At 57.3% G+C, this 12,000-nt stretch carries 12 protein-coding genes; 8 read left to right on the forward strand and 4 right to left on the reverse strand.

Annotated features, from left to right (window positions below):
• Nucleotides 1-3: 3 nt before the first annotated feature.
• The 4 genes from D3P04_RS07465 (at nt 4) to D3P04_RS07480 (ending at nt 3,839) form a co-directional block, all read left to right on the forward strand.
• Complete coding sequence (locus D3P04_RS07465) at nt 4-405, forward strand: DUF4150 domain-containing protein (RefSeq protein WP_119747443.1); 402 nt, start codon at nt 4-6, stop codon at nt 403-405.
• A 395-nt stretch (nt 406-800) separates the two neighbouring features.
• Nucleotides 801-1,040: a hypothetical protein gene (locus D3P04_RS07470; protein ID WP_232844923.1), complete on the forward strand. Its 240-nt coding sequence runs from the start codon at nt 801-803 to the stop codon at nt 1,038-1,040.
• Nucleotides 1,037-2,509, forward strand: coding sequence for a sulfotransferase (locus D3P04_RS07475; protein WP_119747445.1), 1,473 nt, complete (start codon nt 1,037-1,039; stop codon nt 2,507-2,509). The genes D3P04_RS07470 and D3P04_RS07475 overlap by 4 nt, the downstream gene beginning before the upstream one ends.
• A gap of 40 nt (nt 2,510-2,549) precedes the next feature.
• Nucleotides 2,550-3,839, forward strand: a complete 1,290-nt coding sequence (locus D3P04_RS07480) for an arylsulfotransferase family protein (RefSeq protein WP_182912768.1) — start codon at nt 2,550-2,552, stop codon at nt 3,837-3,839.
• 30 nt (nt 3,840-3,869) lie between these two features.
• Here D3P04_RS07480 and D3P04_RS07485 read toward each other — a convergent pair whose 3' ends face one another.
• Nucleotides 3,870-5,828, reverse strand: coding sequence for a protein meaA (locus tag D3P04_RS07485; protein WP_119747660.1), 1,959 nt, complete (start codon nt 5,826-5,828; stop codon nt 3,870-3,872).
• A gap of 356 nt (nt 5,829-6,184) precedes the next feature.
• Between D3P04_RS07485 and ccrA the strand changes: the two genes are divergently transcribed.
• Both ccrA and D3P04_RS07495 read left to right on the forward strand, forming a co-directional pair.
• On the forward strand, nt 6,185-7,477 hold the full coding sequence (gene ccrA, locus D3P04_RS07490) for a crotonyl-CoA carboxylase/reductase (protein WP_119747662.1): 1,293 nt from the start codon (nt 6,185-6,187) through the stop codon (nt 7,475-7,477).
• Between the two features lie 182 nt (nt 7,478-7,659).
• Nucleotides 7,660-7,992 carry a DUF2794 domain-containing protein gene (locus tag D3P04_RS07495; RefSeq protein ID WP_119747664.1) on the forward strand — a complete coding sequence of 111 codons (333 nt, stop codon included), beginning with the start codon at nt 7,660-7,662 and terminating at the stop codon, nt 7,990-7,992.
• Between the two features lie 41 nt (nt 7,993-8,033).
• On the opposite strand, the gene thyX is transcribed toward D3P04_RS07495, so the two are convergent.
• Nucleotides 8,034-8,945, reverse strand: coding sequence for an FAD-dependent thymidylate synthase (gene thyX, locus D3P04_RS07500; protein ID WP_119747449.1), 912 nt, complete (start codon nt 8,943-8,945; stop codon nt 8,034-8,036).
• Between the two features lie 146 nt (nt 8,946-9,091).
• Between thyX and D3P04_RS07505 the strand changes: the two genes are divergently transcribed.
• Nucleotides 9,092-9,520 (forward strand): VOC family protein, encoded by a 429-nt coding sequence (locus D3P04_RS07505; protein ID WP_119747451.1) that lies wholly within the window; start codon nt 9,092-9,094, stop codon nt 9,518-9,520.
• 77 nt (nt 9,521-9,597) lie between these two features.
• On the opposite strand, the gene D3P04_RS07510 is transcribed toward D3P04_RS07505, so the two are convergent.
• Nucleotides 9,598-10,122 carry a MarR family winged helix-turn-helix transcriptional regulator gene (locus tag D3P04_RS07510; RefSeq protein ID WP_119747453.1) on the reverse strand — a complete coding sequence of 175 codons (525 nt, stop codon included), beginning with the start codon at nt 10,120-10,122 and terminating at the stop codon, nt 9,598-9,600.
• Between the two features lie 213 nt (nt 10,123-10,335).
• Nucleotides 10,336-10,650: a succinate dehydrogenase assembly factor 2 gene (locus D3P04_RS07515; protein ID WP_182912769.1), complete on the reverse strand. Its 315-nt coding sequence runs from the start codon at nt 10,648-10,650 to the stop codon at nt 10,336-10,338.
• An 89-nt stretch (nt 10,651-10,739) separates the two neighbouring features.
• On the opposite strand from D3P04_RS07515, the gene D3P04_RS07520 reads away from it, so the two are divergent.
• Nucleotides 10,740-11,942, forward strand: a complete 1,203-nt coding sequence (locus D3P04_RS07520; RefSeq protein ID WP_119747455.1) for a pyridoxal phosphate-dependent aminotransferase — start codon at nt 10,740-10,742, stop codon at nt 11,940-11,942.
• The last annotated feature ends 58 nt before the right edge of the window (nt 11,943-12,000 follow it).

A 12,000-nucleotide genomic window follows, 5' to 3' on the forward strand; every position in this document is an offset into this window, starting at 1 on the left:
TCCGTGGAACAGTCTGCTGCACGCCATTCCGGAAAGTCTGCCGTCATCGTGTGTTTAGCGCCGGATGTCTGCAAAACGCCCGTAGGCAGCGCAATCGTGCCGATCCCATATATGATTATCAGCAAGCTGTCTTGGTCACAGAAGACAACAAAGACAGCGGAATTCACCGGCATGGAAGCCTTTACGATGGCCAGCCGCACAGACAAGGTCACTGGTGATGAACCAGGAACCGCAGGTGGGATAAAATCTGGTGTGAATCGCGGTTGGTGCCGTCCGAAATCGAATAAATCCACGGTCTTTATCGAAGGGCGCGAGCTTCTCCAAAATGACAATTTATACGAAATGAATTGTGCAGGTCCAGAAGGGGTGAGTAACACGATCGGAAAACTGGTTTACTATGAATAATCAGTTCAAGTTTCAGCGTATGCTCGGCAGCGACGACAGGTTGCCCGTTACGTCCTCCACCTCGTCGTCCAACACTTCATCGACGAAGACACGCCGCACCGCGTCCTGGCTCTCGGTCTGAGAATACAAATTGCACATCGACGGCACTCGTGAGGAATCGGGACAGGGAGGAACAATGCCAGAACAAGGGCGGAGCTGGGAAGTGGTTGATGAGGAATTCGAGCGGCCGATCTGCATTCTGACATGAATATTTCCCGGAGTTTTGCAGCAAAAATTTGCCGAAATCGTTCGGCATAATTATGCCAGCGCACGCTTCCGTCAGATGACGACCGGAACCACTCCAGATACCCCCCGGTTTATTCATTACCCTGACGATCATCCGGAAAGGTAAATCAATGTCATTTCCTCCATCTCGTGACAGCAAGCGCGGATTCGCGCTTGTTCTGCTTTTTGCGACCCTGAATGCCGCGCCCGCACTGGCCTATGTTGGCCCGGGCGCAGGGCTGACCGCAATCGGAACCATGATCGCGGTCATCGCCGTCGTCATCCTCGCCCTTGTCGGCTTTGTCTGGTACCCGCTCAAACGACTCCTGCGCAAGAAACCCGCCAGTGAAGAAGGCCAAGAGTCGCAATGATCACCGTTGCCGCGCTTACCGCCAGCGTGATCGCACTCATCTCGGTGCTGCGTTTCATGAAAGTCGAACAGCGGGCCAGCGCGGCCATTCATATCGCGCATGAGGCCATCTCGGTCATATCCGATCCCGATCTGAACGATGACGTCAAGGAGCGTCAGGCCCGGCGTGCCGCGCTTTCCCTTGTGAAAACTGTCGTTATTCTGCTTGCAATTGCTGCTGTCGCCTTTATCGCCGCGGCGGTCTTTGTCGTGGGCGGGGATCTTCTGGGCCTGTTCAGCATAAGCGATACGATGGATATAGCACTTAGCTGGTCATTCATCATGTGGTCCACCATCGGCAGCATTGCCCTGTGGTTTCTACTGGGCCGGTTTCGTGAAAAACCCGTTCAGGCTGAAAATTCCCAGGGCGATTCCCGGGAAGAGGTTCCTTATTCCGCGCTTGATCGGGCATTGCACAATCAGGCTTTTTCCTCCCCGGGACTTCAGAAAGGCCTTTCCAGACTCGAGGACCGGCTTTGGCGGCGCAGGATCGCAGCGACCCGTGCTGAGCGCCCGGTTCTGATCACCTCATTGCCGCGCGCCGGAACGACCATCCTGCTGGAACTTCTTGCCGGGCGGCCGCAATTCGCGGCGGCCACCTATCGCAATATGCCCTTTACCCTGTCGCCATTGCTTTGGGGCCGCTTTTCCAGCCTGTTCCGCAAGGCTGGTGAAAAGGCAGAGCGCGCCCATGGCGACGGAATTTCCGTGGATTTCGACAGTCCCGAAGCGTTCGAGGAAATGATCTGGATGACCTTCTGGCGCGAGCGTTACAGGAACGGTCAGATCGCTCTTTGGGACGAAACAGACCGGAATCCGGAATTCGAAACATTCCTGTCGCAACATATGCGGAAGATCATTGCCGGCTCTCCGGGTGCATCGCGCTATGTTTCCAAGAACAATGCCAATATCGCCCGCCTGCCCTTGCTGAGCGCGGCATTTCCCCGGGCACAGATCGTGATTCCGATCCGCGATCCGGAAAGTCAGATCGCTTCGCTCATGCGGCAGCATGCCCGCTTTACCGATCTGCATTCCCGTGATCGGTTCGCGCGGCAATATATGGAAGGGATAGGCCATTTCGAGTTCGGGGCGGCGTTGCGTCCGATCGCCTTTCCCGGCGGCCCGGATAATACTGACGGCGCAGAGACAAGCGCATATTGGTTGCGCTACTGGAATGCCGCCTATGCCCATGTTCTGGAAAGCGCTCCGCAGGATGCGATCTTCGTCGATCATGCCGCGCTTAGCGGTCACCCTGATGAGCAATTGCCAAAATTGGCCGAGGCATTGTCGCTCCCTGATCAAGCCTCGCTTTCCTCGGCGGCCGGCATGTTCCGCGCGCCGCGCCCGTCCCCGGATCTTCCCGATGCCCCTGCCGATCTGCTGAAGCGTGCAAAAGATCTGCATGCCGCGCTTCTGGATCGTGCGCTGTGATACATATTTTCCAAGAAAATCAAGAAAGAGCCTGAGAGTTTTGAAAATAAAAAACATATTCCGCTCCCTGGCGGCGGTGATCCCCTTTGCGTCGATTGCGGTCATCGCCGTGATTTACGGAACCATCGCGACCTGGTGGAACTGGTTTCCCGCGCCGCAAATCGGACTCGCGCATAGCACGATGATGGATATTGCGAATAACTGGAAAAACGATATCGGGCTGGAGCCGACGCGGCATCTGGTCAAACCGATTGAGCGCTCTTCCGATCCGGATCGCGGATTTTCCGGAGAACTGACCGGTAGCGCCGCGGAAGGCTATATCCTCGTTGCAGGTTTAAGCGAAACGCAGGAGGAATCCTTCCACACGGTTCGCCTTTACGATCCGGAAGGAAAGGAAGTCCACCGCTGGCCAGTGCATTACGATCTTCTCGATACCGAACGTGAGCCGCAAAATGTCATGCTTCACGGGATGGAAGTCTTCGAGGATGGCTCGCTTGCGCTGACCTTTGACGGCGGACAGGCCATTACCCGGATCGATGCCTGCGGGCAGCCACTATGGACCCATAACGACCGGTTTCATCACTCGATCAATCGCGATGGCGAAGGTCGCCTGGTGACGCTGATGGATGATGACATCTACCGGCTCGACGAGGAAACCGGCGAAACCCTCGATAGTGTCAGCATCCGCAAAGAGATGCTTGAAGGCGATAATGAAGATCAGATGGCGATGCTGAAGATCCGGACCCGCACTCCGGAAAATGCCGATGAAAAGGTCACCTATCTGGGCGACCCGTTCCATCCGAACGACGCCGAGCCCTTGCGCGCCGATATGGCGGATGCTTTCCCGATGTTCGAAGCGGGCGATGTCCTGCTCAGCATGCGCGAGCTGAACATGATCACCGTGGTGGATCCGAAAACCGGCCGGATGAAATGGTGGCATTATGGCCCTTGGTTCAAGCAGCATGATCCCGATTTCCAGCCCGACGGAACGATCACGGTCTTTGATAACGCCACGGGCAGCGACGCCAGTCGCATCATGTCGATCCGGCCGGGTGAGGATAAGGTCGAGACCTTGTTTACCGGCTCGGACGAGCTGCCATTCTATACCTGGCGCCGGGGCAAGCATCAGATCCTGCCCGATGGCAACATTCTGCTGACCGAAGCTGAAGGTGGAAGGATCATGGAGGTCAGCCCTGCCGGCGATCTGCTATGGGAGCGCCAGTTCCCATGGGATGACGAACAAAACGTCATCATCACCGAGGCGCGTTATATTCCCGAGGATTTCTTTGACGATGGCGTGCCGCAATGCGCCACGCTCGCACAGAACTGAGCCAACGGTAACAAGGCGGCCTGCTTCGGTTCAGGCCGCCTCTTCCTCGGGCTCGACCAGTGCCACGATATCCATCATGATCCGGTTCAGCTGGAAGTCCTTGGGCGTATAGACCCGCGCGACGCCCAGCTCCAGCAGGCGCTTGGCATCCTCATCTGGAATGATCCCACCGGCAATTACCGGAATATGATCCAGTCCTGCCGCGCGCATTCTGTTCATCAGATCCTCGATCAGCGGCAGATGACTGCCAGACAGGATCGAAAGACCGACGACATGCGCGTCATCCTCTTGTGCGCGGGTGACGATCTGCTCGGGCGTCAGGCGGATGCCTTCATAGGTGATATCCATTCCGCAATCGCGGGCGCGGAAGGCAATCTGTTCGGCACCGTTGGAATGCCCGTCCAGCCCCGGCTTACCGACGATGAATTTCAGGCGGCGTCCAAGCCGCGCACTCACCGCGTCAACAGCCTCGCGGATTTCTTCCAGCCCTTCGGTCCGGTTCGAGGGCGAGGATGAGACCCCGGTCGGTCCGCGATATTCGCCATGAACCTGCCGCATCACGCCTGCCCATTCGCCGGTCGTGATTCCCGCCTTGGCCGCGGCGATCGAGGGCTGCATGATGTTCCTGCCCTGCTGCGCCGCTTCCCGCAAGGCTTCCAGCGCAGTACGCACCGCGGCATCGTTGCGCGAATCTCGCCATTCGATCAGGCGATCGATCTGTTCTTGTTCCACTTTTGGATCGACGACCATGATCCCGCCATCGCCGGCGGTCAGCGGGGATGGTTCACCCTGTTCCCATCGATTGACGCCGACCACGACCGTCTCGTTGGTTTCGATCTTGTTGAAACGTTCGGCATTCGCCTCGACCAGACGGGATTTCATATATTCGATAGAGGCGATCGCCCCGCCCATCTCATCCAGCAGCTTCAACTCGTCCCGCGCGCCCGCCTTCAGTTCCTCGACCTTGGCTTCGATCACCGGGTTGCCCACGAAGAGATCGCCATATTCCAGAAGATCCGTCTCATAGGCCAGGATTTGCTGCATCCGCAGCGACCATTGCTGGTCCCAGGGGCGCGGCAGGCCAAGGGCTTCGTTCCAGGCGGGAAGCTGCACCGCCCTTGCCCGCGCGTTTTTCGACAATGTCACCGCCAGCATTTCAAGCAGGATCCGATAGACGTTGTTTTCTGGCTGCTGTTCCGTCAGGCCAAGGCTGTTGACCTGCACGCCATAACGGAAACGCCGGTATTTCGGATCTTCGATTCCGTAACGTTCCGCCGTGATCTCGTTCCATAACTCGGTAAAGGCGCGCATCTTGCAAAGTTCGGTCACGAATCGGATACCCGCATTCACGAAAAAGCTGATCCGCCCTGCCATGGCCGGGAAATCTTCTTCCGAAACCTTGCCCTTCAGATCGTCCAGCACCGCGATACCGGTCGCAAGCGCATAAGCCAGTTCCTGCTGCGGCGTCGCCCCCGCCTCTTGCAGATGGTACGAGCAGACATTCATCGGGTTCCATTTCGGCAGATGCTTTGCGGTATATGCCGCCACATCGGTGATCAATTGCAGCGAAGGCTTGGGCGGCAGGATATAGGTCCCGCGTGAAAGATATTCCTTGATGATATCGTTCTGCACCGTCCCCATCAGCCGCGAAACATCCGCCCCCTGCTCTTCCGCCACAGCGATATAAAGCGACAGCAGCCAGGGCGCCGTCGCGTTGATCGTCATCGAGGTATTCATCTGTTCCAGCGGGATCTGATCGAACAACGCCCGCATGTCGCCCAGATGAGAAATCGGCACACCGACCTTCCCCACCTCTCCGCGTGACAGGATGTGATCGCTGTCATAGCCCGTTTGTGTTGGCAAATCGAACGCCACGGAAAGCCCGGTCTGCCCTTTGGCCAGATTCCCCCGGTACAAGGCATTCGACGCCGCTGCCGTTGAATGCCCCGCATAAGTCCGGAACAACCAGGGCTTGTCTTTTTGGGCCATGATATCGCCTCGCAACAATCTTACATGACAATGTCGAATACAGAAATATTGATGCGCCGTCAATTCGCTGCTGCGCAGAAATCTAAGCTGCTGCGCTGCCGCATCAATGGTGGAATACAAGTAGCGGTGCCATTCTTGTTCCTGCCCTAAACCAACCGTCGGTTCCTAAACTTGTAACTCAAGGAACCGTTCGGTCTGAAAATCGAGGAAGAAATCTTTGGGCCGCAATGACGCCAGCATTCCATTACGAAATATTGTTTCAAAATTTCCATGTAAAGCATTGCATTGTTACCGGATCGATTTTAACAAGAGCAAACCCGGTGATTCTGCGCCGCAGCACGACGAAGGAGATGCAGATGGCTCTTGATGCCCCGACCTCAATCGCGCCCTATGAGGCGCCCGAGAAAGATCTGTATGATATCGGCGAGATGCCGCCTCTTGGCCATGTTCCCCGACAAATGCATGCATGGGCGATTCGCCGTGAGCGCCACGGAGAGCCGGACAAAGCCATGCAACTCGAGGTCGTGGATACCCCGGTAATCGACAGTCATGAGGTGCTGGTTCTGGTGATGGCCGCGGGTGTCAACTACAACGGCATCTGGGCGGGACTTGGTCAGCCGATCAGCCCGTTCGATGGGCATGGCGCGGAATATCATATCGCCGGATCGGATGCCTCGGGTATCGTCTGGGCCGTGGGCGATAAGGTCAAACGCTGGAAAATCGGCGATCAGGTGGTCGTCCACTGCAATCAGGACGATGGCGACGACGAGCATTGCAATGGCGGCGACCCGATGTATTCGCCCAGCCAGCGGATCTGGGGCTACGAGACGCCCGATGGTTCTTTCGCGCAATTCACCCGCGTGCAGGCGCAGCAGCTCATGCCGCGTCCCCGCCACCTGACATGGGAAGAATCAGCCTGTTACACACTGACACTGGCGACCGCCTACCGGATGCTGTTCGGCCATGAACCGCACGAGTTGAAACCGGGCATGAACGTGCTGGTCTGGGGCGCTTCGGGGGGGCTTGGCTCTTTCGCGATCCAGTTGATCAACGCGGCAGGCGGCAACGCCATCGGTGTGATCAGTGACGAAGACAAGCGCGAATTCGTCATGGGCCTTGGGGCCAAGGGCGTGATCAACCGCAAGGATTTCAACTGCTGGGGACAATTGCCAACCGTGAACACGCCCGAATATGCCGATTGGTTCAAGGAAGTCCGCAAATTCGGCAAGGCAATCTGGGATATTACCGGCAAAGGCAATAATGTCGATATCGTCTTCGAGCATCCGGGCGAAGCGACCTTCCCCGTCTCGACCTTCGTTTGCAAGAAAGGCGGAATGGTCGTGATCTGCGCGGGCACCACCGGCTTCAACTGCACCTTCGACGTGCGCTATCTGTGGATGCATCAGAAGCGCGTTCAGGGAAGCCATTTCGCCCATCTGAAACAGGCCAGCGCCGCGAACCAGTTGATGCTGGAGCGTCGTATCGATCCCTGCATGTCGGAGGTCTTCCCATGGGCCGAGATCCCGCAGGCACATATGAAGATGTACCGGAATGAGCATAAGCCGGGGAATATGTCGGTTCTCGTTCAATCGCCAAGGACCGGGCTGCGGACCTTCGAGGACGCGCTTGAAGCAGGCCGCAAAGGCTGACCGCGTTATCGTCATTGTTCCCTCTGACGTAAGAGCTGCGCCGGAGGGGATGTCATGCCTTTCTGGCTATCGCCCGGTATCGTTTCCAGATTCCGGGCGAACAATATGATCCGGCAACTTGCCGCGAATGCCCGTCATTTTTCGTTGATTTGCCATCGGTGGAATGTCACCATCCTGACATGATGAATGCCGCCCCGCCGTTCTCCGCCGATTCCGACCGGGTGGTCTTTGACCGAACCGAACTTGGCGCAATCCTTACCGTATATGGCCGCTTTGTCGCCGCCGGAGAATGGCGTGATTACGCAATGTCATTCCTGCGCGATGCTGCAGTGTTCAGCGTATTCCGGCGCGCCACGGAACACCCGCTTTACCGGATCGAAAAACGCCCTAGGCTGCGGAATGCACAAGGCATCTATGCGGTGATCGCAATGGATGGCCGTATCCTCAAACGCGGCCATGACCTTGGGCAGGTGCTGAAAGTCTTCGACAAGAAACTGATCCGCGCCATCACCTGAAGCATTTCATCGCATCTTTTCCGAAGGGCTTCAGTGGCCTTTCATCCCCAGATTTCCTGAAACTCGCGCCATTCGCGCATGCTCATTCCCGAATCTTCCTGCGCCACCGTTTCGCCCGCCAGACGGCGCTTCAACACCGAAACAGCCCCGGCCGACAGGCTGACCGCGTCCATCCTGTAGTCACGGAACGCGCCAAAGGCAGCAGGAACCCAATCGGCAACAATGTCGCAGAGTGCATCCGCATAGGCCCGAATTTCATACTGTGCATGAGCATCTGCCCGCAAGCGCAGGAAATGGAAGAGATTATGCAGATCCACTTTCCAATACCACTGGGTATAGATATTGGCCGGCAGATTCATTCGCGCCAATTCGCGCGCAAGCCCCTGCTGCCCGTCCTGCGACAGCATGTCTTCATAATGATCATAGCTGCGCATCGCATCCTGACGCAAAAGATCAAGAACACGCGCCGCCTCGTCCCCCTCAAGAACCTCGCTCCGCCCCTGCTTGTTGACACTCGACTGGGCGGCAAGGTTTTCGGGCGCGGGGATATAAAATTCGCGATCGAGTATCGAATAGCGCGCCGAATATTCGTTTACATTGGCGGTACGGTGACGAATCCACTGGCGGGCGACGAAAACCGGCAGTTTGACATGGAGCTTGACCTCGCACATCTCGAACGGGGTCGAGTGCCAGTGGCGCATCAGGTAACGGATCAGCCCTTCGTCGTTCTGCACCGATTTCGTGCCGCGTCCATAAGAGACCCGCGCCGCCTGACAGATCGCGGCATCGTCACCCATATAATCCACCACCCTGACAAATCCATGATCCAGTACCGGGTGCGCGGTGTAAAGATGCTGCTCCATCCCTTCCGAAATCACCCGCAGCGTCTGGCGCGGGGATTCGCGCAAATTGTCGATCTCGGCCTGCTGTTCCGGGGTGACTGGCGTATTCATGGTGGTTCATCCCTTGTCCTGACACATCATCTTGTGCCACTCCGCGACGAGTCGTGCAACTGGAATGCACGCGGCCGAAGCATTTGCCAGTGGCTTCCGGACATGCCAATCTGCCGCCAACCCGCATTGCCGCAAGGAGAGCCACAATGAATATCCGCTATCTTCACACCATGGTTCGCGTGAAGGATCTGGACAAGACAATGGATTTCTTTCGCCTGCTTGGGCTGGAAGAAACGCGCCGTATTGATAACGACAAGGGGCGTTTCACCCTTGTCTTCATGGCCCCGCCGGATCAGCCGGAATGTCCGGTCGAACTGACCTATAACTGGGACGGCGACACCGGCCTGCCATCGGACAGCCGTCATTTCGGCCATCTCGCCTATCGGGTCGGCGATATCTACGAGATTTGCCAGAAATTGCAGGATGCCGGCGTCACGATCAACCGCCCCCCGCGCGACGGTCATATGGCCTTTGTTCGCAGCCCTGACAATATATCGATAGAATTGCTTCAGGAAGGCGAGCCTTTGGCACCGGCCGAACCCTGGGCAAGCATGGAAAATACCGGAACCTGGTAAGCGTTTCGCCGTGGCTGCGGCATGAAAGCCGCCGATCTCCGGCGCATCCTGACGCTGCGTGCCGGATATTCGGGATATCAGTAGATATACCGTATCCGGTCGGCCCAGAAGGACTCGATCCTGCGGAATTGCCGATTGATGACAGGCAAAGGAAATTCGTCAAGGATTCCCTGCCTGCTCAGATCCTCGGCATGCCTGACGAAAAGTTCGCGCAAAAGGTTTCGAATCTCCAAACCTTCAGCGGTCAGCCGTATCCGGACAGAACGGCGGTCCAGTTCGCAGCGTTCATGATGAACATAGCCCATGCCGACCAGTTTTTTCAGATTATAGCTGACATTCGATCCCTGATACATCCCACGGGATCGCAACTCGCCAGCGCTAACCTCATCCGATCCAAGATTATACAGGATCATCGCCTGAACCGGAGTCAGGTCCTGCCTGCCAAGCCGTTCGAATTCATCCTTGATGACATCCATCAGGCGACGGTGAAGGCGTTCAAGCAATGGAATGGTCTGCAAATAGGCCGAGGCGTGATCGGAAACGGCAGCCGGGCATTCAGGTTCACCAATCGGTATCCTGACTTGTGACGCACGGGAAAACATGGCCGGGCAATTCCTGTCAAATAAACACTCCAGACAAACATGCCTCATAAACACGAATCATCGGTTAAATCCGTGCCATGCAAATGATTGTTCGAACTGAAATGGTCTGTTGGGCATGTTCGCCGACCATACACGGCATTTTCGTCACCCGACCGCCAATGAGAAAAGCAACGGAAGCAAAGGCCACCCGCGCATCCATATATCGTCAGCGATCTATCGGATCTGACCGCCATCCCGCGCGGAAAGACGTCCGGCGGCAAAGGCGGCAATATGGTCAAGAAGCGCGGACAGCGCAGCAGGGCCGGTCTCATCCTGCCGACCGTTCAACCTTGCCGTGATCCAGCGATACAAATCCTGATCGTTTTCCCCAAGCAGGTTTTCATAACTTTCAAGCTCGGCACTGCCAAGCTCCTTCAGCGGGCCATCCGAAAACGGCCCCAGAATCAGGTCCATTTCCTTCATCCCGCGCCGCCAGCTCCGCATTCTCAATCGGCGGAAACGAATTTCGGGGCTTTCAGCCTCTGCCATGCCTGTGTTTCCTTGTTTCCGGCATTGTGGCCGGTCGCCGACAGGCCTATTCCATGATTATGGCAGATACAATCAGCGGAGCCAGAAGAATGGGGTTTCTTTCCGACAGACTGGCGCGGGTCAAACCGTCGCCGACGATCGCGATGACGACACGCGCAGGAGATCTCCGCGCCAGCGGCCGCGACATCATCGGCCTGTCCGCCGGGGAACCGGATTTCGATACGCCCGAGCATATCCGTCAGGCAGCCAAGAATGCCATCGATGCCGGCCACACCCGTTATACTGCGGTCGACGGAACGCTTTCCCTCAAACAGGCGATCTGCGGCAAATTCGCGCGCGAAAACGGGCTGGATTACGCGCCGTCGCAGATCACCGTCGGCACGGGCGGCAAGCAGATCCTGTTCAACGCGCTGCTGGCAACGCTGAATCCGGGGGACGAGGTCATCATCCCGGCCCCCTATTGGGTCAGCTATCCGGATATGGTGCTGCTGGCGGGTGGCACTCCGGTCGTTGTGCCCTGCGGCATTGATGACGGTTTCCGCCTTACCCCGCAGGCATTGGAGGCCGCGATCACGCCCCGCACGAAATGGCTGATCCTGAATTCGCCGTCGAACCCTTCCGGCGCGGGTTATGGTCGCGACCATATGCAGGCACTGACCGATCTGCTGCTGCGCCACCCCGATATCTGGGTGCTCAGCGACGATATCTATGAACATCTCATCTTCGACGACTTCAGGTTCACCACGCCCGCGCAGGTCGAGCCGCGCCTGAAAGATCGCGTTCTCACCATGAACGGGGTCAGCAAGGCCTATGCGATGACCGGCTGGCGTATCGGCTATGGTGCCGGACCAGAGCCGCTGATCAAGGCGATGGCCAAGTTGCAATCGCAGTCGACCTCGAATCCCTGCTCGATCAGCCAATATGCCGCCGAGGCCGCATTGAACGGCCCGCAGGATTATATCGCCTCAAGCCGGAAGGCGTTTCAACGTCGCCGCGATCTGGTGGTTGCAGGGCTGAACGCCTGCCCCGGCATCGACTGTCCCACTCCGCAGGGCGCGTTTTACGTCTATCCTTCGATCAGGGATCTGCTGGGCAAGACATCGCCCGCCGGGGCCTCTATCGACAGCGACGAGGATTTTTGCACCGCGCTTCTGGAAGAAACCGGTGTGGCCGTCGTCTTTGGCGCGGCTTTCGGTCTCAGCCCACATTTTCGGATCTCTTACGCCACCAGCGACGATCAGTTGAAAGACGCGATGAACCGTATCCGTGGCTTCTGCGAGGCCTGTAGTTAACCATCTTTTCGCGCTTCCACGCTTTTTCTTCACCCAAGAATCCCGGAGTTCAGGGCAG

Origin of the sequence: Paracoccus onubensis (genome assembly GCF_003591515.1) — a bacterium.
In the GTDB taxonomy this organism is placed as follows: Bacteria; Pseudomonadota; Alphaproteobacteria; order Rhodobacterales; family Rhodobacteraceae; genus Paracoccus; species Paracoccus onubensis.

Coding starts and splice junctions, on each gene's coding strand:
- D3P04_RS07470 (WP_232844923.1), top strand. CDS start 801: ATGTCATTTCCTCCATCTCGTGACAGCAAGCGCGGATTCGCGCTTGTT.
- D3P04_RS07475 (WP_119747445.1), top strand. CDS start 1,037: ATGATCACCGTTGCCGCGCTTACCGCCAGCGTGATCGCACTCATCTCG.
- D3P04_RS07485 (WP_119747660.1), bottom strand. CDS start 5,828: ATGGCCCAAAAAGACAAGCCCTGGTTGTTCCGGACTTATGCGGGGCAT.
- ccrA (WP_119747662.1), top strand. CDS start 6,185: ATGGCTCTTGATGCCCCGACCTCAATCGCGCCCTATGAGGCGCCCGAG.
- D3P04_RS07495 (WP_119747664.1), top strand. CDS start 7,660: ATGAATGCCGCCCCGCCGTTCTCCGCCGATTCCGACCGGGTGGTCTTT.
- thyX (WP_119747449.1), bottom strand. CDS start 8,945: ATGAATACGCCAGTCACCCCGGAACAGCAGGCCGAGATCGACAATTTG.
- D3P04_RS07505 (WP_119747451.1), top strand. CDS start 9,092: ATGAATATCCGCTATCTTCACACCATGGTTCGCGTGAAGGATCTGGAC.
- D3P04_RS07510 (WP_119747453.1), bottom strand. CDS start 10,122: ATGTTTTCCCGTGCGTCACAAGTCAGGATACCGATTGGTGAACCTGAA.
- D3P04_RS07515 (WP_182912769.1), bottom strand. CDS start 10,650: ATGGCAGAGGCTGAAAGCCCCGAAATTCGTTTCCGCCGATTGAGAATG.
- D3P04_RS07520 (WP_119747455.1), top strand. CDS start 10,740: ATGGGGTTTCTTTCCGACAGACTGGCGCGGGTCAAACCGTCGCCGACG.